This window comes from Cryobacterium fucosi (genome assembly GCF_004403515.1).
Taxonomy (GTDB): Bacteria; Actinomycetota; Actinomycetes; order Actinomycetales; family Microbacteriaceae; genus Cryobacterium; species Cryobacterium fucosi.
Genome location: NZ_SOHH01000056.1, coordinates 78,528 through 101,640 on the forward strand (window position 1 = coordinate 78,528; position 23,113 = coordinate 101,640).

Below are 23,113 nucleotides of genomic sequence, written 5' to 3' on the forward strand. Positions count from 1 at the left end.
TTAATCTCCGAACCGCTCAGCCGTCTCGTACTCGGTGTCAGACGTCGCTACTCAGAATGGACGCGAGTTCCTCCAGGGTGGAGACGGTGATGTCCGGGGCGGTGAAATATCCCGGGTAGGTGGCGTCCGCGCGGTTGATCCACGCTGTGCGCAGTCCGGCGCGAGCGGCACCGTGGATATCCCAAGGATGCACGGCGGTCAGCAGCATCCGACCCGGTGCCACACCGCACGCGTCCGCGGCGTATTCGTACGCTGCTCGTAGCGGTTTCCAGCCGGCCGCATCCTCGACGGAGAGGAGCATGTCAAATTCCTCCCGAATGCCAGCGGCGAGAAACAGTGCCTCCGCCACATGGCTGGATCCATTGCTGAGCGTCACCAGCCGGAACCCGGAAGCTGAGAGAGTGCGGACCGCGCCGGCGACATCCGGGTGAAGGGCGAGGCCGGCGAATCCGTGCATGATGTGATCGACGGCATCTTCCACGCTGCGGTTCAAGGGGAGCCCAGCGAGGTTTTCGTGAAGTGATTCAGTGGCGATCATCGCGAATTTCTCGCTGGTTCCGGTCGCGGTGAGGGCGAAGCCGTCCCGAAGCAACCCCGCGAACCAGGCTCTGGCCAGTAGCCCAGGCGCCCCGACATCAACGAACCGATCGGCCATGGGAGACATGTCGGAGAGGGTTTCATTGACGTCGAAGACGATCACTGCCAAATTTTCAGACACGACAAGTTCCTTCGCCTGGGGATTCGTCGGAGTTCAGTTCCCCGAGAGGCCATCTGAGGATGCTTCTGCCGCAACCCGGGCTGCGAACTCGTCCATGCCCCTGGCGATGTTTTCTTGCCGCCACTCGTCATCTTCGGGGTCGTCCGGGGCGTCATACGGCCACGACATGTACACGTTGGGGTCGATGATGAGGTACGCGGACAGAGAGCCGCTCGGGATCGCTTCATAGTCGCGCACCTGCTCGTCCGACTGGTCCATGCCCATCCACGCGATGCCCGTGTTCTCTGGCAGGACAACCCAGCCCTGACCGCGGAACACCTCGGCGAGTTCCGGGGGGATGCTGGCGTGCACCTGAGCGAAACCGCGGGTGGTGAGGGCCGGCGCGAGAGTATTGAGAAGCGCCCGGCACACCTCCGCGGACCCGCCGGTGATCAGCAGTTCGAAGACGGCGGTGCCGTGGTCGCTGACTATGGCATCGTCAATGTCTTCGTCGGTGGAGTCTTCGTCGAGCTGATTCTCGTCAACGTAGCTGTCGGGTTCGGTGACGACAGCGCCGACAAGCCGGCCGTCATCGGTTTCGGCGACCAGGGCGAGAGCCATGGACTCAATCTGGAGTTCGATGGTGTCATCGAAATAGATCTCAGGCGTGTCATCGATTTCGGCCTGCGGATGTTCAGTGAACAACGTGACAAACGCTGTCCGATGCCCTTTGCCAAGACGTCGGACTCGGAAGCTCGGTTGCTCGCTCATGTTTGAGCCTCTCGACGATGTTCTGCGGGATGTAACGCTCCGGTGCCGGAGCACTCGAAGCTATCATCCCCGCATGACACTGGCCCGCCGCTCCACATCACCGCGCTCGTCAAAACGCTCATCGTCGGCGCAGCCGCCGCCCTCTCCGCTATGAAGAGGGCGCGGCCAATTCAACGCCCTCCATCTTGGCGTCGTGTCGCGCCCCGCTCGATAGTCGGGCGTCCGTTCGCGCTAGGTTCGCTGGGCGAGGCGTTCAAGTTGCTCTGTGTGCAGGTCGCTCACCCATTCCCAGCCGGGCTTGACCGACGGACCAATCCGCGGGTCGCTGGGATCCTGGCCGTCACGCAAGGCGTGCAGGTATGCCCGATCTTGGTCGATCCGTGCCTGCGCCTGGTCGGCGGTGCCGTTCAGGTCGAGCATCGGAATCAGAACATCAGAAAGCATGTCGCCGGCGACGAGGACGTTGCGTTCCTCGATTACCAGCGCCGCATGCCCCGGGGCATGCGCCTGATGCTCGATGAGTCGGATCCCCGGGCCGTCCCACGGAATCTGCCCCGTCTCGGCGATAGTTGTATTATTCTATTACTAAACACTTCCTAGCCGTAATATAACCAGAATTCGGAGGTTAGACATGGCTCGTTCCGCGCATTCTCATTCTCCCTGGACTGTGGAAGCCATCCGCGTACTCGGACGCCAAATCACCGCGGGGCGCCGGATGCTGAATTGGACGCAGAGCGATCTTGCGGAACGAGCAGGCGTCTCGGTCAGCACTCTGCTCGCGATTGAGAAGGGATCGACCGGCGCGGCCATCGGCACGGTTTTCGAGATCGCGGCGTTGGTAGGGATTCCGCTCGTGGGAGCGATGGATCCCGTCGGACGAGAGATCATAGAAAACCGCCTAGCGCTTCTTCCGACGCGCGTCGGCAACTCCCGTGAGGACGACGACGATGGCAACTTCTGACTTCGCCTTTGTGTGGGCGTGGCTTCCTAACGCCACCGAGCCGGTAGTCGCAGGTCGACTGCGGAAGGATGGGACGACTCACTCGTTTCGTTATGGCGACTCCTATCTTGCCCGGACCGATAAGGTAGCGCTCTACCTGCCGGAGCTACCATTGGTCCCCCTCACACAAAGACCCGATCCGACCTGTGAAGCACCGGGCTGCATATTGGACGCTGCACCGGACTATTGGGGTCGGCGTGTGATCCTCGCGAAGCACTTCGGCAGACTGGACGCTGACAGCGACACGGACGATCTCGATCTGCTCAACTACCTGCTCGAATCGGGCTCCGACAGGATCGGTGCACTCGACTTCCAGGAGTCGGCAACAACCTACGTTCCGCGGCAATTTGAGCACCAAGCGACGTTGACCGACCTGCTAGCTGCAGCCGACCGAATCCAAGCAGGCGAGACGCTCTCCCCCGTGCTGGAAGCGGCCATGATGCGCGGCACCTCCATTGGCGGCGCCCGACCGAAAGCATTGATCGAAGATGGTCCACGGAAACTCATCGCCAAGTTTTCGAGCACGACCGACACCTATCCCGTGGTCAAAGCCGAAGGCATCGCCATGCACCTGGCGTTGAAAGCAGGTTTGGACGTCGCACCTGCCGCCGTGGTGAGGGTCGGCAATCGCGATGTACTGCTCGTCGAGCGATTCGATCGCGGCGAGGGCGGGACGCGGAAAATGATGGTCTCAGCTCTGACGATGCTGGGGCTCGCACCCATGAACGGTCGCTACGCGACATATCCGGAGCTCGCCGACCTGATCCGCGCGCGCTTCACGAACCCGAACGCAACGCTGCGTGAACTATTCGGCCGGATCGTTTTCAACGTCATCGTGGGCAATATCGACGACCACGCCCGCAATCACGCTGCGTTTTGGGACGGTTCCATGCTCGCGCTCACGCCGGCATACGACATCTGTCCGCAGCCGCGATCGGTGGGCGAAGTCGAACAGGCGCTAGCCATCGGCCGGACGGGCGACCGACGGTCTCGGCTGCAGGTTTGTGAGAACTCTGCGGATGTCTACCATCTGACCGGCGTCGAGGCCCGGGACATCATCGACCATCTCGTCTCTGTCGTAGAAGACGGATGGGAGCACGCAGCGGACCTCGTAGAGCTCGACGTGGCGGACCGGCTGCGCCTCAAAGGCGGTGCGATCCTTAACCAGTCCATCTTCTACCGTGACTGAATGGCCCAACTCGACGATCTGCTGCTTTAGTGACTTTGTCCCGGTTTGCGCGTCCGAGCACGTTTCCGAGACAAAGCGGCATCGACAATGGCGCGTCAATTCCGCTGCTCATCGTTGCTTCGGAGCTTTTCGATGAGAATGATGTTGTGGCCCCACGGCAATGTTGCAACGGGCTGTTGCAACATTTCGGGCCATACCTCCGCGAAACGCTTCATATAGCGCAGGTTGCGGGGCGAGAACCCGCGCAGAGTCGGATACTTTTCGCGCAGGTCCGCAGCGAGCCGGGTGACGACCTTCGCGCCCCAGCCGGCCAGCTTTTCACGCGCGACCAACTGATTCCCGATGTTCCAGTAGGCCTCGACAACTTCGCGGTTCGCACCAGAGATTGCGCGCCTCTGGCCACGCGACACCTCGTGCGTGACCGAGGCCAACAGGCTGGGATACCAGTCGGGCATCGTCGATCGTGCGGGGACCTTCGGGAACTCAGCAGGATCATCCTCGATCATGCAATCAGCCTTTCGTTTGTGTGATTCACGCTGGGTTCAATGTGCCAAGTGTCAGGGCACTGACCAAACGGATGCTCGGATCCAGCTCGATACAACCATCGCCGATGTAGCTCAGGCGGAAACCGTCGATCAGGTAGTCGTGGATCTCGGAGTGATCAGTTCCGATCCCACCTCCACGCCCGGTCAGGCCTTGCCCGGTCCGGCCTGGCCTGGCCTGGCCTGGCCTGGCCTGGCAATACAGTGCGGTGAAGTTGTCACCGGACGGCTCGCGCATCTACGCCAGCGGGTTCGGACCGACCGTCGTACTTGACACGGCATCTGGCGAGGAGCTCCATCGGATCCCCGGCACCGGGATTCTCACCGTCAGTCCGGATGGCCGCCGGATCGCCGTCCGCGATGGCTCGCGCGCGGTGCGCATCGTTGACTCCTCCGGGCAAGCAGCACCCATCACCGTCTCGCTGTCGTCCTTTCCAACGGTGGCCGATTTCAGCCCAGACGGCCCTCAGCTCGCCATCGCCGCCGGCAACGACGTCGTAGTGGCGAGCACCCACGACCGGCGAGATCGCGGAGACGCTCCGGGATCATTACGGAGCGGTCACCGCGGTCGAGTTCCGACCGACCGGCGAGCTCGTGACCGCCGGAGCAGACGGCGCGATCATGACGTCGGACTTCGGGGACTGGTCGGCGGCCTTTCGCACCGACCTGCACCTACGGGACCATGCACCCACCGAGCTCGATGAACGCACCGTCGCGCTCGAACAGTCCGACGGGCGTTGGCAGGTCGTCGCCGCCGAGCCTGCGGTGTGGGAGGAACGCGCGTGCGAGATCGCCGGACGAGTACTCACCCAGCAGGAGTGGGCGGAGTTCTTGGGATCTCGTTCCTACGCCCTGGCATGCGCGGAATGAGCGCGGCTGTAGCTTCGAGTCGAACCTCCCCCACCCTTCATCGAGGATCCGTGACGTGCCGGCGGATAAGCGCAACGAGAGTCGTCCCGGGCACGCCCGCGCCGCGAATCTCGTTACTTCCCCGGGTGGCCTCTGTGAGCCTGTGGAGGATGCGAGCGGCGTCAGAGCGGGAACCAGACAGGGTCGCTTCGCTGAGCGTCCATCCGCCGATGGTGTTCGCGTCGTGCTGGTTGACGATGAGGAAGAGGTTGTATAGGTCGGTGATGTCTTTCGCTTCCAGACGTGAACGTGTCGCGTACGCCTTCAGGATGATCGCAGTCTCCACACACGGAACTGGAACGGTGAATTGCCGTGTCGATCCGTCGCGGAAGGTCACGCGGACGTCGACGAGGATCCGGTGACCGCTGAGCGCGAGCCGAAGGCCCGGTACGGCGTCGAACGCGCGGCCGCCGTGCTCGACTCGTCCGAAGGTACTGCCAGTGGCTGGCACGAGCAGGTCCACCGCGACCTCTCCACCTGCTCCTCGCTCGTAGTGGTTGCCACTCACCGCCTCGTACCCCGCCGCGATGAGTTTGTCATGCACGGTCCCGGATGCCGCGATGGCGGTCGTCATCGCGGCATCCGCGTCACCGGTGCGCCGGGCGAGCGACCCGGTCGCCGGGAAGGCGGTCAGGAGGAGGGACGCCATCTGCCCGCCGACGACGAGGATGTCGTCGAGCTCGCCGGCTATCGCGGCCAGGTCTTCTAGCGCTTGGAATGCCGCGTCGTCAGCGTCGGAGGTGGACACGGTCTCCGCAGCTACCTGGGTCGTTGTCAACCCAGGGTCCTCTGGAGTGCTCGAATGATCAGCCGTTCGATCGCTTCGCCCGCGTCCGGGCCACCGGTTCGCCGGACGTCCCACGCGGCCAACACTGGATCCACGGTGCGTGGATGCTCGGACCAGGCGGCGGCAGTCGCCCAAATCGTCGGATCGGCGGGGATGACGACTTCGAGGCTGGCTTCATCTCGCTCGGCCTCGGCGAACTTGGCGCGGGCCAGCCGCAGCCCCTTCTTCGCATAGACGAGAGCCTTCTTGGGGACCCGCCATGGCGCGATCGCGTCGGCGGCCGCATCCCCCGAGAGCAGCACGTCCGGAGCGGTGGCCTGGGCGTCCTCTGCCTGCTTGATGATCGGGTCGAGGCTGTACCAGGACTCGGTGATGCCACCGGGGCCCGGGTAGGTCTCCAGGAAGCGGTCCCAGAGCTTCTCCGGCTCGACGGCGCGCCAACGGCCGTTGACCTTCTCGACGGTGCCCGTCCAGTCTTTGAGAGCCTTGGAGACCGCCGCTTGTGACGTGCCTATCTGCGCCGCAAGCTCCACCTGCGTGCGCCGCTCATCGGAAAACAGAAGCGCCCGCATCAGCGCATGACGCCCCCACGATGGTCGACCCCTCGGCCGGCCCACGTCCTCGATGTCGTCGACGAGGTCGATGAAACGCGTCTTCCTGCCCCAGATCAGAATGCTGTCGTTGACGCCGGCGACAGCGAGGTCTGGCGTGTCCTCGGCGAGCTTACGAATCGACGTCGGCACGCTCGGCATCACGATCAGCAGTCGTCTGTTCGTGCTCTCATTCCGCACCCCGCGCTGGCGAGCCCGATAGAGCATCCTCATCACGTCGGACGGTGAGGGGTTGCGGGCGTACACCTTCAACTCGACGGGGACGTCGTCGACGACGAGGTCGCTCGCACTGTCGATGGCCACATTCAGGCCGGATGACGTGAGCAGGTCGATGCCAGCGTCCGCTGTCAAGTGTGGTGCCATGCCCCAATTCTATAACTTAATGCAGCAATTTCTACCTTTAGTTATGACGCGTGCGGATTCGTTCCGGACGGCCGCTGGTCAGGAACCTAATGGCATCACCTGGTGCCAAGGTTTTACCTCGAGCGGTGGGCAGTGGATGATCGCATCCGTGTCACAGACATGGTCAACGATCGCCGCACCTTCGGGCTGTCCCCGAGCAAGGCCGCGCGCGTGCGGCCCTAATGTGTCTAACGTGAGCGGTGACGCGGCATTGCCGCCAAAGAGGATGCGGCTTCGGTATGCGGGGCGATGCCGACTGTGCGCGTTTGAAATCCCGGCTGGGACGATGGCGGTGTACGAGCGGGAGACGAAGACCGTGGCCTGCCTGGAGTGCCCTCCAGAGCCGCCCCCCGCCGCTCCGGAGATCGCCAGTTCAATGGACGCCCTGCCTCCGGAGGCCTCCATGGTCCTAGGTCCGGAACCACAACCAGAGTCATTCGAGGTCTTCACGGGCACCGCCGGTGCCTCGGCCAAACGAGAATACGAACGACGCAAGGTTAGGCGCGAGACAAGGATTCGTGACGACCACCCCTACCTGGGGAAGCTCATACTCGCGGTGAGCGATGATCCGCAGAGCACTCGGGCGTGGGCCACCGGGGCACGAGGAGAGGAAATTCTGGGCCAGCGCCTCGACAAACTCAGGCTCAGTGGGCGTGGCATTCACGTTCTCCACGACCGCCGTATCCCCCGCACGAGAGCCAATATCGACCACATCGCTGTCTGCCCCACGGGAGTCTTCGTCATTGACGCCAAGAAATATCAAGGTCGTCCCAGTTTGCGAGTCGAAGGAGGCCTACTCCGTCCCCGCACGAAGAAACTGATGGTCGGATCGCGCGACTGTACAAAGCTGGTCGACGGCGCGCGCAAGCAAGTCGACCTCGTCAGATCTGCACTCGAAGACGCAGACCTCGGGGGGATTCCCGTGCGCGGGGTGCTCTGCTTCGTGGAAGCCGACTGGCCACTGATCGGTGGCGCCTTCATGATTGATGGCGTTCACGTCTCATGGCCCAAGAAGGCGGTCGAGAACCTACTAAAGCCCGGGCCAGTGAATGATCAGACCGCGCAACACATTCATCGCACGCTCGCGTCATCGTTCCCGACCGCCTAAGCGTTCGTCGTACGCCAACGCGTTTGCAGTTCGAAGACATGCCTTCGCCACTTCTAAGGCCAAATGAAAAGCGGGTCAGAAACGCCAGGTGAGTTCTAGGCCTTGGCGACGCTCACGATCACCGGCGTCGCGTTTGCGAAGAGGTCGAGCACGGGGCAGTGGGCGTCGACCGCCACCCGCAGCTCCTGGTAGCGGGCGTCTGTCTCCGGGCCGGTGATGGTGACGTCGAGGCGCACCGCGGTGAAGCCGGCGCGAACAGACTCCTCGATACCGAACAGGCGGCGGGCGTCGAGGTCGCCCTCGGCCTTCACGTCGATCTCGTCCACCCGGATGCCGAGGGCTTGCGCGTAGAGGCGGTAGACGACGATTTGGCAGGAGATGAGTGCTCCGAGTGCGAACTCCACGGGGCTGGCGGCGATGTCGTCTCCGGCGAGCGCGGCGGGCTCATCCACCCGGAAGCTGTGCTTGCCTGCGGTGATTGTCGACGCAACCGAGCCCTCGCCCGTGCCGCGTACGCGGTAGGTCAGCTGTCCGTTGGCCACATCGGCGGCGATTCGTTCCCCCCAGGCGGTTCCGGCCTCGATGAGCCGCGTGGCGCGCTCGTCGGCGGTGGCGGAGGTTACGGGGGATGCGTCGAGGAGAGTCATGCGCCGACAGTACTGCGGATGCCGCGGCTCGCGACGAGCACCGCGTCACAGCGGGACTCACGGTGTAACGCTGCGCCTTCTTGCACACCCCTCGCAGGTGAGGAACAGTTCGGCGGGCCCCGGCACGCGGTGCAGCGCTTCCACGGGCGGCGCCATTTCCGGGGTGCGCTCGGCCTCCCACTTTCGAACGGTCAGCACCCCATTGCGGCGCAGTGCTCACAACCCAGCGACCTGGGCCCGTTCTCGACTCGCGCGGAGAACGGGCCTTCGTCTTTGCCGGATCACAAGCTCAGGGCACAAAGGGCGAGACACCTGCTTCATGCAGTTACGGCATCCACTCGATCAGCGGCGCATCGGCAGGCACGTAAAGCGGATGCCGGGGGTGCCCATCCTTTGTGACGCCCAACGCGTGAAGTCGCGGCAGCAGCGCCAGCGCCCGGGTCACGCGGGCCGGGTCGGCGTTCGTGCCCCACCCCGCGACGACGGTGCCGGTGACGTCGGCAAGCACGCGATCGTTATCCGGTCCCACAGGGTCGGTCGCGGCCATCATCACTTTCGGGTCCTTGGTGCGGAACGCGTACAGGTTGAGGATCAACATGCCGCCGTACCCCTCGCGCTTCGCGAAACCGACGCACCGCCGCAGTGTCGGATCGAGTCGCACCGCGTCGGCGGTGCTCGGGTTGAGCAGCACGAACGTAATCATCGGCAGCGCCGGGTCCCACACGCGGGTCAGCGCGTAGCGATACTCGCCACGAATGTCTGCGGTGGCGGAAATGGATTCAAGCATCGGTCCTCCTCCGGCCAGATCATATTGTCATGTGGCGACATCGGGTCAGGCGCTGAGCCGATCCTGCACGAAGCCCGGTGCTCGTAAGCCGTTCCGCATCAGATGCCCATTTTGCAGGGCGCGTGCGCAAGTTGGTGCTCCGGCTGGCTGCCCTGCGTCCGCGGGGCTGCTGGAAGTTCTACGCTACTTGCCCGCGAAGAAGGCTGAGTCCGTTGGCCACAAGTCTCCGCCCATTGTCGCTTGGGCTTTGATGAGGTCCTCAGGATGTTCGCTACCGACAACCCACATGGCCCCGACGAGGAAGAGACCAGGCTCGATACTCTTGCTGTTGAGTTTAAGTAGAGCGTCGACGTCTGCCTGAGCGGCAAAAGTACTGATGCCATTCTCCGTGTCTGTGCAACGTCCGGATGCGATTGTTCCGAGCATGACGTTGTCTGTGACAGACCATTCACAAGGCAATCCTAATGCAATGTATTCCTGGTGCAGTCGCTCCAGGGACACCGGTGCCGGCGGGGCCGACGTGGGCACCGTTGTAGTCGGCATAACCGACGTTGACCGAGGCTCCGAGTGGGTGCCAATGGGCGCTCCGCCCACAGCGTCAGCGCATCCGGTTAACGTCAACGCCGTGGCTACGGCCAAGATCATGGTTGCAAAAGAAGCGATGTTTTTCATTGTTTACTCCCCCACTCCTAACATAGGTGCGGCCGGCCACATCTTGCACCCCTTTGGCAACCGACGTGCCCCCGGCCGGGCCTCACTTCCATGGCCATCCATTTCACCGCGTGAGTGTCCCACGCAGCGTTCCTCTACTGCCTCGGGCACGGCACGCATCAAGGATCCGAGTGTCGTCGGGCGGTGAGCGCCTGCCTCGATCTCCTTGCGCCCCGCATCGGAAGGGACAAAGCGGATGGACTCGACGCCCGCCAGGGTTCGCTCAGTCCTCGTCTCTTGCGAACGCCCGGTCGAGAAGCGCAGCGGTCGCAGGATTCACCGGCTCGCTCCGTTGGATGTAGTGCTGCACCGTGATCTTCGTGTCCGTGTGGCCGAGCAATTCTGCGGCGAGTTCGATGTTGGCGTTCGCGTTGACCGCAGTCGCGACCGTACGGCGGAACATGTGCGGCGTCACACCGTCGATTCCCGCTCCCCCGAGCACGTGACGCAATTGACGACGCACGTTCGCGGTGGTCAGAGGGGTACCGTCCCGGGACTGGAACAGCAGTGAGTCCAGGTCCATACTCCCGGCACTTGCGAGCCGTCGGCGGACCGCGTCGGCGGTGAACGTGGGCAGTGCCACAACGCGGCGCGACTTGGCGGTCTTGGGGTGGTCCCGCCGGAAGATCTGCTCGCCGTTCCGGCTGACGATCGTGCCGGCCAGGCGGATGGACGGTACGGCGCTAGTGATGTCGACGTCCCGGCGCCGGATGGCCAGCACCTCGCCGATCCGAGCTCAGGTGCCGAGCATCACCTCGATGATCGCACTGAGCTGGCCGTCGGGCTTGGGGCCGGAGATGTGATTGACGGCGCTCTCCCACCGGGCGATCGCCGCGCGGATCACGTTCACCTCCGGGGCCGTGAGCGCATCGGGGAGATGCGGCTCGCGGTACAGGCGCGACACGTGGTCCATCGGATTGCTCGGGAGAATCTCATGCCGCACTGCCAACTCAAGCGCTAGCCGCAGAACGACACGACCTTGCTTGGCCCGGCTGTGGGAGAGCTTCGCGAGCTGCTTGATGAAATGATCGCAACGAGCGACGCCAATCTATCGCAGCGTGAGACTGCGGAACACCGGAAGCACGAGCGTGCGCATGTTGCGCTCGTACAGATTCCGGGTCGTCCGCGAGATTCGATTTTCCAGGTCGATGTCCTCGAGCCAGTACGTCGCCAAGTCTCCGAACGAGCTGTCCGGCGTTAGCGACGTGTTCGTGGGCTGCTGCAGGTATCTCGTCGTGAGCTTGCTCTTCAGCGATCGCTCGACAGCCCGAGCGATGTCTCCGGTGGCCTGTACCTGGCGTGTCTGACCATCCCAGTCGCGGTAGCGGGTTCGAGCCTCGAATCGGCCGGATGGCGTCACCCGGATGGTGATGTCGCCGAAGGTGCTGATCGTCAACCGTGGCCGCGACATTTCAGCTCACCGCCGATCGGTGCGCCGGGGCGGGCTGGAAGGCTCCCGCTGCTCGGCAATCCAGGCCCGCACGTCGGAGATGGCGAACTTGAGGTGTTTGCCGAACCGGTAGGCCGTTGGGCCTTTGCCGTGCACACGCCAGTCGTAGACCGTGGAGATCGGTATGCCCAGGTAGGACGCCAACTCGGCGATGTCCATCAGGGGTTCCAGTCCCCACGCGTCGGTGGAGGGAGTCGAGGAGGAGGCTGGGTATTCGTCGTGGATGCTCATACCCAGGAGGTGCGCACCGCAATCCCGGACGATCGGAGTGGACCGAAAACGACGTCGGCGCCTCGGATAGGAGGGCCGTCTCAGCGGCTCCAGGAAGGAGTAAAAGATGGGTTTGTGATGGGGTAGTCAAATCTCTAACCAACAAAGTCCCGGAAACCCTTGAGTCTCCGGGACATTCGGTCGGGCTGACAGGATTTGAACCTGCGACCCCTTGACCCCCAGGCGTCCAAACGGCTTGGTTCGAGCTGGATTCCGCATGATTCTGCGGGTCAGATCATGCGAGGAACGTCAAGAGATGCTTGGTTTGCATGATTTTGGTCCCCTTTTGGTCCCCTCTGCTAAGCGAGGAGGATCGTGGCATTCCGTCTTGTACGTTCGGAAGGCGCAACCACCTCATACCAGGTGCCAACCAAATCGAATGAGGACGGCGAGGCTAGGCGCTACTCGCCATCAGTCCGGCATCTCTCGCAAAACGGTTCTAATGCTCCTTCAACGGCGAGGCGGTGCAGCGCACCCACATATTCCGTTTCAGTCGAAATAGCCTGCACGTCAGGTGATAACTCAGAGCCGCGTAATAAGACGAGAAGTGTAGGGATACGTGGCGAGCCCTTTGAGGACGCTGGTCTGGTATTTCGGATACCACTGATTACCTCGTCCAGTTTCCGAGATGAGGTAGAGGTGCTTGCGCGCTCTGGAGCCGATAACGAACATCAGTTTGTTCGCGACATCAGTCTTCTCAGACGCGGGTTCGCCGAAGTGCGGCACGATACCTTCGAGTAGCCCGAACGCGATGACGGAGTCAAACTCGGCACCCTTGATTCCGTGGATGGTCGAGACCACGATGCCGTTTCGTGGGCGGAACACCTTTCTGAAGGTTTCGAGATCGTCAACGTCGACGCCTTCGTCTTTCTGAATGCGCGCCAGTCGACTCTGCATTCGGTCGAAGAAACTCTCGCGCTGGAATGCGAGCTCGGAATCGACTCTTGGCACGAAGCCGAATGCGGCACAGAAGGCATCAAAGTACTCGGTAAGGAACCGTGTTCCACTCGTCCCTGGCACTTCGATTCCATTGGTCGCTTTTAGGAAGTCCCTCGCGCTCAGGTCGTCCCTAACATAACCAGCCGTAGCGAGTTCCTCGATGACCTCTCGCGCCCATCGGATGCGGCGGCGAAACATGTCGGGGGCCGAATGAGTGAGTGCGATCCGAGCGACCTTGTACCAGAAGTTATCAAGGTTCTGGCCGAATGGTGACAGTCCAGGCCCATTGAACTCATACTCGGGAAGCGCTTGTACGAGTGATCTGGTGATCGAGGCCAAATGAAGCCACCAGGGAGCAACAATACAGATTTGCTCAGACGGGACACCAAGAACTTCAACATTGTGTCTAATTAGCTCGGCGACACCTTGAACGAGTTCCGTCTTATCAAGGCTTATGTCGTGGACGAGATGCCCGCTCCAGTCTCGCCATTCCCCCGCAGCTTCTATCTCCATCGGAGCGACTGCGAAGTTGCTGAAGTATTCGACGATTTGTTGCGACGAACGATAGTTACTCCGAAGCGCGAGTTCATTCACCGGGCGACCCGTCAGTGCGGCGAGTTCTCCGGCGGTCTTGGCAACACCGCCGAGCGAACCGAAAATCGCTTGGTTGGGGTCCCCCACGACGAAGAGCCGCGATTTCGAGCTTGGTTCTCGGATGATCTTCGAGACAATCGAGTACTGGATGTCTCTCGTATCTTGATACTCATCGATCGCCACAATCCGGAAGAGCTGGCCCAACCGCTTCGCAATCGGCAGGTGATTAGTGATGAGGTCGTGGGCGAACTTGAGCATCATCTCGAAGTCGATCTGCTTCTGTTCGAGTAACCGCTCGTGGTACTCCGCGATCGTCGACCGCAGAGGATCGATGTTTTCCTCTGGAGTGCTCTTGTCGAGAGAAAAGCCAAGTTCGGTTGCATAGTATTTGCAGTCAAACTGGCCCTTGAGCGGCGGATTTCGCTTGGCAATCTCATCGAGCAGTTCTTCGCTCTCAAAGGTGTCAATCACACTGAACCCGTCTTTAAGAGCTTCGTGGTAGAGCGAATATGGTCGGAGTATCCAGGTGAGGCAGAAGCTATGGATTGTGCCAACCCAGAGTTGGGTGGTGTCGATCCCCATAGCCTCAATGCGGTCTCGGATCTCTTCGGCAGCGACGTGCGTGTATGTGAGTGCCACGACGAATTCGCGATGCGATGAAACCTGCGATAGCTCTGATGCGATCTTGTGAGTCAGGGTCCGGGTCTTTCCGCTGCCTGGGCACGCGATGATCAGAACATCGCCGTCTGCTTCTAGCGCTGCGCGCTGCTCAGGGTTGAGGTCTTGCAAACCTGACGTCATTTTCCGAAGGCTCGTGCCAAGCCGATAAGACGGAAGTCAGCATAAGTATCTCGTTCGATATTCACTAGAGCAGATTCGATATCAATATCCCCAGACTTGAGCTCATCGAGAATCATCTGCGCTGCGGCGACCTCATCCGAGGTGGTGCTCCTTGAGCCCTTCCATTGATCGATTCGGTGCTCGATGATGCGCACCCAGGTCTCTGGCGGGAGCTCTGCAGCCGCGAAACCGAGCGCGTCAAGTACGTAGCCGGGTAGCACAGGGCCGCCATCCAGGTCGGCAGTGTCAAGCCATCTGCCGAGGAGGAGTGCGAACCAGCCCTTCTTCGCCTTAGTAGCGAGTTGAAGCGCCGCTTTGCCGTACGACGCGATATCCGAGTCTGCCAGTGCTGTTTTGAGTACCTTACGTTCCCCGCTCTTCTTATAAACCTCGTCCACAGTAGCGCTGAGAATTTCCCGGTTGATCCCCGACGTTTCGGCGAAGTCCACTTCGAAAGTGTGCGGCGCATACGCGACATCGAGGTAATCGTTGTCAGCCGCAAAATCATCGAGACGGATCTTTCGTGCGGCCCCAGCCTTGGCTGAAGCCAAAGCTCTGCGCTTCCGTTTTGCGACTACTTCTGTATCACCATCATCCGGATCGGCGTCGAAGAAGACTTGATCATGGTCGGTCAAGATTGCGCACCGCTTGCGCAGACGATCCTCATGGAAGAGGTTCCCGAGGTTCTCAAAGCCAGTGCTGCGCACGTTGATGAGGCTGACACCGATTTCGTCCAAGCTGATGCCGTAGATCTTCTTGACGAGATTTGGGATCAGGATCTCCTCGGCATCACCCTCGACCAGCAACACGCTTCTTGCGAAGAGCAGGTTGGAACGCACGGCATCCAAGAAGCGTTCGGCGGAATGGACGTCTGCGGGGTCGAGGCCGGTCGCTGGTTGGAGGGCGACCCATGATTCGCCCTCGCGCGAGAGCACGTTCACGCGTTCAATCTCGCTCACTTCTGAGATGTGCGTCGAGTGAGTCGAGTAGATGATTTGCGTGTTCTCGTACGCGACGTTGTGGAACAGGGTCTTCTGAACGTGAGTGTGGATGTGTGCTTCGGGCTCTTCGATAAGCAGAAAGTTGGCGATTGCCTGTCTCGCGGTTCGATACTCGAACTCGAGAAGTTTCAGCGTTAAGAAGACAAGATTGGCACCGCCGAGGCTCATCTCGTGCAGGCGTCTCGGTTCCGAGTCGCCGTGCTCGCCGACATAGAGCTTGAGTGACTGGAAAAGGTCAGAGGCCTCGAGCGGAAGCTCCGATTGGATCCGCATTGATGTTGGTGAGTAAGTCTCTCCGACAGTCTCCTTGAAAGTTTTCTGGATGCCACGAGTGATCTCCTGAACATCATCCCGGCTCTCGATATCTTTGTTTAGCTCGCGAACCTTTCTGAGGATGTCATCGAAATCACCTTCGGGGATCTCTTCACTCTTGGATGCGAGGAGCGTCCGAAGCGGGTTCTTCCTGGGGTCGTTGAAGTCGGCGACAACGTTCCGAAGTGCCGGAACAAAGGAGAGCGAGAACTCCCGCCACAACGACATATCTCGCTGGATCTTGATCCCGACCTCATCCGCAAATGTAGGCGCAGTGCCGTTGTTGTCGGATGGGAAGATCACCGCATCAAAGTCACCAACGATGCGCGTGTACTCTTCACGGTCTGTGAGGTCGACACTCATCTTGCCGAGGAAAACACGTTCGTAGTCGTCGAGGGTAATCGTGGCGCGAAGCTCTGCCAGTCCAGCACGATCCCCATCTTGCAGTGCGGCGAGGCCGTCGCGGACTTCAGCCTTGGGCCTGAATACCAGTGAGTAGGTCGCCCGTTCGGTGTCCCCCGAGGACTCTTCGGCAGCGTGCTGTAGTAGCAGCGACTGGACAGCCTCGTCATCGCTGACGTTATCGAACTCCATCATGATGACGATCCAGTGCCCGCGCCAGTCGGTAAGACCACGGTGAAAGTCGCTCTCTTCGAGGTCGTGCCTTCGTGTGGCGAACGTGTCGTCAAGCAGGAGGCGCATGGCACGGAAAAGGTTCGACTTTCCTGATCCGTTCTCTCCGATGATGGTGTTGACGCCGGGTTGGAGGTGAACGTTAGTGCGTTCGAAATTGCGGTAGTTGACGAGAGACACTTTTGAGATATGCATTGAGTTATCGGTGTCCTCTTGTCATTTGGCTTTCACAGCATGCGCGCTTGTGATCCTCGTTGATTTCATTTTCCTTCATCGATCCGGATGCCTGGTAGCGCGACTTTGTGCGCCGAGCGGTGCCCCAAGGAGACAGATCGCTTCAGCTCGAACGATACATTCAAGGATGCCAGCTATCGCGTCAAGCCGCGGCGCTGCGAAAGAGCTTGAGCGGTCAGGCTCAGGTTGCCGCGATCGCAGTTGCGATCGGGACGTGGAGCTGTGTGGCGATCGGAGCGTAGAGGTCGACACCCTGCTCCTTCGTTTGTAGCGAGAGCAGGAGAGAATATCGGACAGGAGTGTCCCGTCGATCAACTCGGTGGTTGTTCTTCCACCAGCCACCGACCGGGTAAACAGCAACGTTGTTGCAGTGAGCAAGTTCGGCACCGGTACCGTGCCACTCGTCCTGGTGCAGAGAACCAAGGTGGCGAGCTTGAGCGCCCAAAAACCAGCGTTCGGATTCGTTCTGTCCGGGAGCAGATCCTTCTTCGGAGTTCTGAGCTTCCCGGTTAACCCGTGCCACAAACTCAGTTTGGTTCTCAGTCCGACCTTGTAGGTCAAATTGCAGCCTGTGCGACGGATACGTGTATTTGTTTCGCCACCCGCGGCGAGAGGCCGAAGGCTCGACAAAATACGACAGCGTGACGCGGAGACGAACTTCTGCTTCGCCAAGGTCCTGCAGGATGTCCGTAGGCCAAGGGAGCGAATGCAGCCGGAACTGACGCATCGCATAGCTTGAGCCTTCAAACGGAACGAACTCATCCTGAGTAACCAGCGTGACAGCACGCCGAGACGAGTTGAGCACTGTCTCTTCGGTAGGTACGCCCCAGCCGAACTGGCGTAGGAGATGATGACGTGAACCCTTCCGGTGATCAACATCAAGATCTCGCTTCATCGACTCAGTCCACTCTGCTGAGTGCGTAAGCATGCCTCGGATCGTCTCGGGCCAATATGCGGGATACCGATCCATCGCAAGTGCCGCTAGCCGAGCGGCCTGGGCGGTTGCGGCACTGGTGGCATTTGCCGAGGTTAGTGCCACGTCACTCGTGTGCCCCGTCGAACGGAGCGAAAGCGAAGAGTGTCGCTCGTGGTAACCACCTGCACCGTCTGAGAGAACGTTTCCGCCCTCCATGCAAATGTCCGGCTTTATTGGCCACCGGTTCCTGTCAAAGAACGTAGAAGTGCGGCTGTGCGGCGAGAGATCTCCTGCTCCCGCAATCGCAGCCCAACCTGCATATTGCGGGTGTGTCGGCAATTCGACAAGGTCGGTGTATGCGCCGACGGTGAGAGCGTTCCACGCCTGCGCGGGATCCTCAATCGGAGATGTCGCAGAGTAGGTCCGGTGGTCATCGATATATGGCGGAGCAACGTTGCCTGCCGCGACGAGGATTAGACGCGCCTGGTCGAAGTCGGGCTCTGAGAGCAGTTGGATCTGATCACCATCGCGAGTGCTATCAGTGCCAACGGCGAGGGCATCGACGCTAGCGGACCAGAGAGTGGGCTCACCAGGGCGATCTGGAGCGGTGCTCAGCGTCAAGCAGTACACTCGTCGTCGCTGACTAACAACCTCCGGTAACGCTGCAGCTTGCACGGTTGCGCTAGCGAGATCAAGCGGCTGTTGCTGATGCTCGCTCTTGGTCGGCCACATGCGGACCGACTCAAGTCGGTGACGAAGACGAACCTCGTTACTCGCGACGAGCAGCGGTTCGAGATCGCCGAACAATGCCAATCCAGCCATCGAAGTGCCGTGACCACGCTCGTGCACATCGCTGGCTGTCGCTTCCGAGCCAAAAATCGTGTGATGGTCAGCAATCGAGAGCGAGTCTCGGAGAAGGGCATGCGTACGCATCACACCGGTGTCGAGGTGGCACACGGCGGGCGCGTCTTCACTCGCAGGCACGATGCGCCCAGCGAGGTCCGTGACGTAATCGAGCTGTTCATCGGCAGAAAGATCCTCGACCGTGTCGATGAACTCGGGTTTACGAATTTCCATGATCGGAACCGACGTGAACGGCAAGATCTCCAGCTGTTTCCAGCTGGCCTCAACCCACACAATGACGCGATCCCGCAACCTCAATGAACGAGAGAGGGAACGCATCCGGTAGGTCTGAACGAATCCATCGAGCGTGGCGAGGTGCTCACTGTCACTATCAAGCCACAGCTCCCACCAATGAGTGCCGCTACGAGCCGGTTCCCCTTCAGAGGTCCAAAGGTCCGACAACACCGCGCGACGAATCCGAGAAATGTTGGCGATGAGATCCTGGTTCTTCGGGTTTCCTTTGATCGTCTCTACATCAAGGAAGTCCTGGAACAGCTTGAGAAACTCCTGCCGATAGGCATCGGAGACCCACACCGTTGCCAACTCCGGCTCGCTATCTCTACCTCCCCGCACCGAGAGCAGGAGCCATTTCGGTTTCCGAGCACGACCGCTCGTGTATGCGTTGAGAGAATCGATCTTGAGGGGGAAGGTCGCGCCTTCCCCTTCAAGCACGATCACCGTCCCAGTTGCGCGAAGCTCATCGTCAGTAGGTATCCGCTCATCTAAATCCGCGTCGAAACTGGTGAATGCATCCTCGGCGGAGTTCTTTAGCCCCGCCCCGTGTTCGCCACGAGAGACGACGCGTCGCTTAGCACGCGGAGATATCTTGCGGTGGAAGTCTGCTGCCTCGGCGTATCCGTGAACGTAGAGGTGGTCGAGATCTCGTCCGACCTCAGCCAAGGCTCGCCGTTCGACGCGCGGTCAAGGCCACGATCAGATCTTCACGCCCCACAGCGCGCTCGCCACGCATCAGGACAGTCTTCGCTGCTGTCTCAGCTGCTTTGACCAGTTCAGCATGGCTGAGACCGGACGTGTAATCTCCCAGCTTCGCCAGGCTGGTTCCGCTAGCAAGCGTGCCGAGTCGAGCCTTGATGACCGCTGCGGCTTGACGTGCGTCGGGCAGCGCATAGGTAAGAACTGCGTCGAACCGGCGGAAGAGTGCTTTGTCAAGGATCGCACGGTGGTTGGTCGCGGCGAGGACGAGAGATTCGGGGCTTGCTTCTTCGAGGAAGACGAGAAACGAGTTCAGGATACGGCGAGCTTCGCCGACGTCGTTTCCGGACCGATCGCCGCCGAGTGCGTCGAACTCGTCAAAGAGGTAAACCGCGCGGCGCTGTGCTACGGCATCGAAGACCAGCCGGAGTTTACTGGCGGTCTCACCCATGAATTTGCTCAACAGGCTATCGAGCCGGATCGTGAACATCGGCAATGACAGTTCAGTCGCGAGCACGGCCGCCGTCATGGTCTTTCCCGTTCCGGGCGGACCTTCGAGTAGCAACCGGTGCGCAGGAGTGAACCCATGATCAAGAAGGTTCTTCCTCTGCCGTTGCTCAGCCAGGACCTGCTTGATCTGAGCAACGAGATCAGGGGCAGCAACCAGTTCACGCAAGTGGACGTCGGGATGCGTCGCTTCGACTAGCTCGGCAATTTCGCCGCGCGGCTGCGCAAGAGTCGTGACATTACCAAGCGGCGCACGCTCGCGAGAAGCATCAACGGCCTTTTTGATGTCGTTGGCCAGCACGTGGTGGCCCGCCTTGGCTTCTCGCGCGGCGATCTGAAGAGCCACAGAGTAGAAACTTGCTTCGTCACCAGACGCATGGCTGCGCACCATCGCGGTGATGTGCTGTCCGAGTCCTGCCATGGTGCACCTCCTCCCCCACTATTGCGTATCGTCGATTGCTCTCATGGTATCGGTTCCCGATTCCTGTGACTGGAGGCGCACGAGCAACGCTCCGAGCCCATGCGGGCGCGCTACGCGAAACGGAAGTCCCGGTAGGAGCTCCTCACGTTGAACCTGTGGCCGTCCTTGCGTCGTTGCAGGAAGCCAGCGACCGTGTCGACGTCGTTGGGTCGCATCTTCAACGCCCGGCATTTGGCGCGGACCTGGTCAACTGTGACCGACACCCAGCGCTCTGGGCAGTTCATCATGTCGGCCTTGAGTTTGTCTTCCTCGTTCCACTTCAGACCGGAGTCGTACCCGGCGGCCCAATCGGCAATGTGTTCGAGGATCTCCTCGACGCCGTTCGGCAGTGTCGCGACCGCCGCCTCAGAATCGGATTGGGTTGATGGCTGCTCCGTGCGGCCGTTGAGGAGCCCTACTGGTCGCACGTCTTCGATCCACGTCGCGGTTTCGGCCTCGCCCCATTCGATGACGACAAGTGCGTCGGCATCGACACCCCAGAGGTCGTTTAGGTGCTGGCGATCTGGCCAGGCGTAGATGACGCGACGGTGAGCGAGCGACCCCGGGGAAAATGCTCGCCATGTGAGGTGGATGGTGTCTGCGCGCGCGACGAGGCGTTTGAGGCTCGCCCCCTCGAACTGCTTCTGCGGCGTTACAACAACAATCTGCCCGCCGCTCTGCGCCAGAAGCCAGGCGATAGCGCGCGCGTTCTGTGATTCGCGTGAGTCTTGTTCGCTCAGCTGCGAGACCGCAACGGGGAAGCGGTACTGATCGGATGACATAGGTTCTTCCTGTTCGCTCGTGTGCTCGGACACTACCGGTGACCTCCGACAACCCGACCCGGGATTTGCGTCTGAGCGGCCAAGGTGTTCTCGGAACGATATAGATTCGTCGGCTGTTGGGAGCGCTAAATGACCAGACCGACACGCACGAGATTTCAGCCCGACCGTACGCGTCGATCGTCGCCCAAGCGATCGAAGCCGTCGCGTGCAAATGTGGCCCTTGCGCTATGCCGAAGCAGACGAGCGCTGGGGACGAGAAGCATGCGCATCCCGGCTTTCCGCGGCCCGCGTTCGTACGAGCAAGCCAACGCTCACCGGCCCGATCCACACAAACTTGAGCGCGTTCCAGACGCAGACGAGGGCGATGAGGTAGAGCCACCCGGGACCCCCGTTGTCGATGAGCGCGGTGCACAAGCTCGCTACATAGAGGTACGGCAGAGCAAGCAGCATCGCAGGGAAGCCCCACCTGAGGCCACGACGGGTGCGGATGGCGTTCAGCAGGATGTTCGTCGGCATGTACCGGCGCATGAATTGCCGGATGTGGATGCTGGCGATCCAGATGAGTCGAAGCATGGCGACAGTCCTCTCGTGGTCCGGCGACGAAGAACCTTGATGGACTGCCCGGAAGCCGTCGTGCCATCGCGTGGGCGATGGCGAACTTTGAATGTAGTCGCCTTGCCCACAAGGGTACGCCTGACGCACGACAAGCGGAAGGTCAATACCGCGCACCTTCACCGTCGTGCCAATCGCTCACTTTCAGGTCTGCGTGATCCCACGTCGGCGGTCATCCCTATCCTTGGGGCATGAGCTTCACTCCGCTGCACCGCGCGCTCGGTCTGCCGCCGAGCATACTTACCGACGAGATCCTTAACGCCGCGGTTGCGTCCGGGGCGGTCGAAACTGACGATCTGGACTGGAAGTCGGAGCTTCCCCCGATCAAGAACCTCTCGCAGACCGATGTCCCCAAGGACATCGCTGCAATGGCAAACAGCGGCGGCGGAATGATCGTCTATGGGGTCAAGGAGAATCAGAAGGTAGCAACTGGCCGTGCGGACACTGGCGAGTTCAGCGAAGGGCATGAGCGTGCCTATCGAAGTGTGGCCGTCACGGCGATCGTCCCGCCCGTGTTTGGTATAGAAATCTATCGGCTCGGCATCAATACCCGAGCCGTTGCCGTGAGCGTTCCGGCAAGCGTGGATGGCCCACACCTCATCTACAAGAACGACTACTTCGGCGCACCCATCCGCAACGACGCGGACACCGCATGGATGAAAGAGCGGCAGATCGAGGCCATGTATCGTGCGCGGTTCAACGAGCGGCGACGTGCCACGGATGCTCTCGACGGCCTCTACAGAGAGTCCGTTGAGGAACACGACACCTCTACAAGAGCATGGCTAATCGCCGCCGCGCATCCGCGCATTCCAGTGCTCGCCCGCCCGGACCGCGACGAGGTGCGGAAGATCTTCGAACGCGCGCGGGAAATCACGCTTACTTACTCGAACCGCAGCGGCATCCACCCGGTCGAGAACATCGACTATCTCAACCCACGCCCAGGGCTACGCCGCTGGACTGCTGTCAACACCGCGACCGGCAGTCAGCAATGGCAGGAAGCCTGGGCGAGTGTGCACCATGACGGCTCCGTGACTTTGGCGTCCGCAGTCGGCGGACACCGGAAGAGCGCTGACGGCTACTTTGACGGATGGCAGGTCGAGGGCCGCGGCATCGAAGGGGCAGTAGCCGACTTCATGGCCTTGATCCGGGCAACAGCGGATGCGCTCCATACTGACGAATACGAAGTGAGAGTCGGTGTCGAATGGGCTGGAGACGAACCGCTGTCCATACTCACAGTCGATGGCTCGAACTTCACCTACGACGGAGCCTCCACGCCGTTGCGGCGATTCACCCCCGTCTCCTCGACAATCACTGCGACAGGATCCGATGACTCCTTCCAACGGCAAGTTCATGACTTGGCCGAAGACTGCGTGAATCAAGGCGGGATCACCTACTTGCATATGATTTCCGAGCCGCCCGAGGCAGATGGCTAGACCCCAAAGGTAGACATCAAGATGGTTCGTATCGAGGATTTGTTCGTGACGGAGTGCGGCCCATCGGACGTTCTGTGACGACGAGGGCCGCCGAGTAGGGTCGGGCGGGCATGGGTCGAGGTCGCTCAGGATC

24 protein-coding genes are annotated in these 23,113 nt (G+C 61.0%); 5 read left to right on the forward strand and 19 right to left on the reverse strand.

The genetic code is table 11. The features are described from left to right. Positions 1 to 37: 37 nt before the first annotated feature. From E3T48_RS06410 to E3T48_RS17510, 3 genes are all read right to left on the reverse strand, one after another. Positions 38 to 700, reverse strand: coding sequence for a haloacid dehalogenase type II (locus E3T48_RS06410; RefSeq protein ID WP_241986690.1), 663 nt, complete (start codon positions 698 to 700; stop codon positions 38 to 40). Between the two features lie 51 nt (positions 701 to 751). Then, positions 752 to 1,468 (reverse strand): hypothetical protein, encoded by a 717-nt coding sequence (locus E3T48_RS06415; RefSeq protein ID WP_134523004.1) that lies wholly within the window; start codon positions 1,466 to 1,468, stop codon positions 752 to 754. A gap of 231 nt (positions 1,469 to 1,699) precedes the next feature. Further along, positions 1,700 to 2,035, reverse strand: coding sequence for an MBL fold metallo-hydrolase (locus E3T48_RS17510; protein ID WP_338145226.1), 336 nt, complete (start codon positions 2,033 to 2,035; stop codon positions 1,700 to 1,702). A gap of 100 nt (positions 2,036 to 2,135) precedes the next feature. Here E3T48_RS17510 and E3T48_RS06425 point away from each other — a divergent pair, with 100 nt between their 5' ends. Together E3T48_RS06425 and E3T48_RS06430 are read left to right on the forward strand one after the other, a co-directional pair. Beyond that, positions 2,136 to 2,429, forward strand: coding sequence for a helix-turn-helix transcriptional regulator (locus E3T48_RS06425; protein ID WP_166789657.1), 294 nt, complete (start codon positions 2,136 to 2,138; stop codon positions 2,427 to 2,429). Beyond that, positions 2,416 to 3,657 (forward strand): type II toxin-antitoxin system HipA family toxin, encoded by a 1,242-nt coding sequence (locus tag E3T48_RS06430; RefSeq protein WP_134523008.1) that lies wholly within the window; start codon positions 2,416 to 2,418, stop codon positions 3,655 to 3,657. The genes E3T48_RS06425 and E3T48_RS06430 overlap by 14 nt, the downstream gene beginning before the upstream one ends. 95 nt (positions 3,658 to 3,752) lie before the next feature. Here the strand turns inward: E3T48_RS06430 and E3T48_RS06435 are convergent, their stop codons facing one another. Continuing rightward, the gene (locus E3T48_RS06435) at positions 3,753 to 4,163 is read right to left on the reverse strand and encodes a DUF1016 N-terminal domain-containing protein (RefSeq protein ID WP_134523010.1); all 411 of its coding nucleotides are present in this window, start codon (positions 4,161 to 4,163) and stop codon (positions 3,753 to 3,755) included. A 25-nt stretch (positions 4,164 to 4,188) separates the two neighbouring features. Further along, a complete protein-coding gene (locus tag E3T48_RS06440) occupies positions 4,189 to 4,437 on the reverse strand; it encodes a hypothetical protein (protein ID WP_134523012.1) in 249 nt (82 codons plus the stop codon). Positions 4,438 to 4,793: 356 nt separating this feature from the next. Between E3T48_RS06440 and E3T48_RS06445 the strand changes: the two genes are divergently transcribed. After that, positions 4,794 to 5,069 carry a hypothetical protein gene (locus tag E3T48_RS06445; protein WP_134523014.1) on the forward strand — a complete coding sequence of 92 codons (276 nt, stop codon included), beginning with the start codon at positions 4,794 to 4,796 and terminating at the stop codon, positions 5,067 to 5,069. A gap of 37 nt (positions 5,070 to 5,106) precedes the next feature. On the opposite strand, the gene E3T48_RS06450 is transcribed toward E3T48_RS06445, so the two are convergent. After that, positions 5,107 to 5,886 carry a hypothetical protein gene (locus E3T48_RS06450; protein ID WP_134523016.1) on the reverse strand — a complete coding sequence of 260 codons (780 nt, stop codon included), beginning with the start codon at positions 5,884 to 5,886 and terminating at the stop codon, positions 5,107 to 5,109. Continuing rightward, positions 5,883 to 6,869, reverse strand: coding sequence for a hypothetical protein (locus E3T48_RS06455; RefSeq protein ID WP_134523017.1), 987 nt, complete (start codon positions 6,867 to 6,869; stop codon positions 5,883 to 5,885). The genes E3T48_RS06450 and E3T48_RS06455 overlap by 4 nt, the downstream gene beginning before the upstream one ends. Positions 6,870 to 7,194: 325 nt before the next feature. On the opposite strand from E3T48_RS06455, the gene E3T48_RS06460 reads away from it, so the two are divergent. Further along, positions 7,195 to 8,016 (forward strand): nuclease-related domain-containing protein, encoded by an 822-nt coding sequence (locus E3T48_RS06460; protein WP_241986691.1) that lies wholly within the window; start codon positions 7,195 to 7,197, stop codon positions 8,014 to 8,016. A 95-nt stretch (positions 8,017 to 8,111) separates the two neighbouring features. Here the strand turns inward: E3T48_RS06460 and E3T48_RS06465 are convergent, their stop codons facing one another. The 12 genes from E3T48_RS06465 to E3T48_RS06510 all read right to left on the reverse strand — a co-directional run bounded on the left by E3T48_RS06465 (position 8,112) and on the right by E3T48_RS06510 (position 21,508). After that, positions 8,112 to 8,663, reverse strand: coding sequence for an OsmC family protein (locus tag E3T48_RS06465; protein WP_134523019.1), 552 nt, complete (start codon positions 8,661 to 8,663; stop codon positions 8,112 to 8,114). 325 nt (positions 8,664 to 8,988) lie between these two features. Next, positions 8,989 to 9,450 (reverse strand): DUF1643 domain-containing protein, encoded by a 462-nt coding sequence (locus tag E3T48_RS06470; protein ID WP_134523021.1) that lies wholly within the window; start codon positions 9,448 to 9,450, stop codon positions 8,989 to 8,991. A 934-nt stretch (positions 9,451 to 10,384) separates the two neighbouring features. Continuing rightward, on the reverse strand, positions 10,385 to 10,882 hold the full coding sequence (locus E3T48_RS17205; RefSeq protein WP_241986692.1) for a tyrosine-type recombinase/integrase: 498 nt from the start codon (positions 10,880 to 10,882) through the stop codon (positions 10,385 to 10,387). 15 nt (positions 10,883 to 10,897) lie between these two features. Then, a complete protein-coding gene (locus tag E3T48_RS17210; RefSeq protein ID WP_241986693.1) occupies positions 10,898 to 11,104 on the reverse strand; it encodes a hypothetical protein in 207 nt (68 codons plus the stop codon). A 105-nt stretch (positions 11,105 to 11,209) separates the two neighbouring features. After that, the gene (locus E3T48_RS17215) at positions 11,210 to 11,557 is read right to left on the reverse strand and encodes a tyrosine-type recombinase/integrase (RefSeq protein WP_241986694.1); all 348 of its coding nucleotides are present in this window, start codon (positions 11,555 to 11,557) and stop codon (positions 11,210 to 11,212) included. A 21-nt stretch (positions 11,558 to 11,578) separates the two neighbouring features. After that, entirely contained in the window at positions 11,579 to 11,842 is a 264-nt protein-coding gene (locus tag E3T48_RS06480) for a helix-turn-helix domain-containing protein (protein WP_241986695.1), read from the reverse strand. 561 nt (positions 11,843 to 12,403) lie between these two features. After that, positions 12,404 to 14,215, reverse strand: a complete 1,812-nt coding sequence (locus tag E3T48_RS06485) for a UvrD-helicase domain-containing protein (RefSeq protein WP_134523022.1) — start codon at positions 14,213 to 14,215, stop codon at positions 12,404 to 12,406. Further along, entirely contained in the window at positions 14,212 to 16,395 is a 2,184-nt protein-coding gene (locus E3T48_RS06490) for an ATP-dependent nuclease (RefSeq protein ID WP_134523024.1), read from the reverse strand. Before E3T48_RS06490 ends, E3T48_RS06485 begins: the two co-directional genes overlap by 4 nt. Before the next feature lie 220 nt (positions 16,396 to 16,615). Then, complete coding sequence (locus tag E3T48_RS06495) at positions 16,616 to 19,153, reverse strand: S8 family peptidase (RefSeq protein WP_134523026.1); 2,538 nt, start codon at positions 19,151 to 19,153, stop codon at positions 16,616 to 16,618. Then, positions 19,146 to 20,114, reverse strand: coding sequence for an AAA family ATPase (locus E3T48_RS06500; protein ID WP_134523028.1), 969 nt, complete (start codon positions 20,112 to 20,114; stop codon positions 19,146 to 19,148). The genes E3T48_RS06495 and E3T48_RS06500 overlap by 8 nt, the downstream gene beginning before the upstream one ends. 110 nt (positions 20,115 to 20,224) lie before the next feature. Beyond that, positions 20,225 to 20,935, reverse strand: a complete 711-nt coding sequence (locus E3T48_RS06505) for a hypothetical protein (protein ID WP_134523030.1) — start codon at positions 20,933 to 20,935, stop codon at positions 20,225 to 20,227. Positions 20,936 to 21,160: 225 nt separating this feature from the next. Beyond that, entirely contained in the window at positions 21,161 to 21,508 is a 348-nt protein-coding gene (locus E3T48_RS06510) for a sulfate permease (RefSeq protein WP_134523032.1), read from the reverse strand. Between the two features lie 230 nt (positions 21,509 to 21,738). On the opposite strand from E3T48_RS06510, the gene E3T48_RS06515 reads away from it, so the two are divergent. Next, a complete protein-coding gene (locus tag E3T48_RS06515; RefSeq protein WP_134523034.1) occupies positions 21,739 to 22,980 on the forward strand; it encodes an AlbA family DNA-binding domain-containing protein in 1,242 nt (413 codons plus the stop codon). Positions 22,981 to 23,113 lie beyond the last annotated feature (133 nt).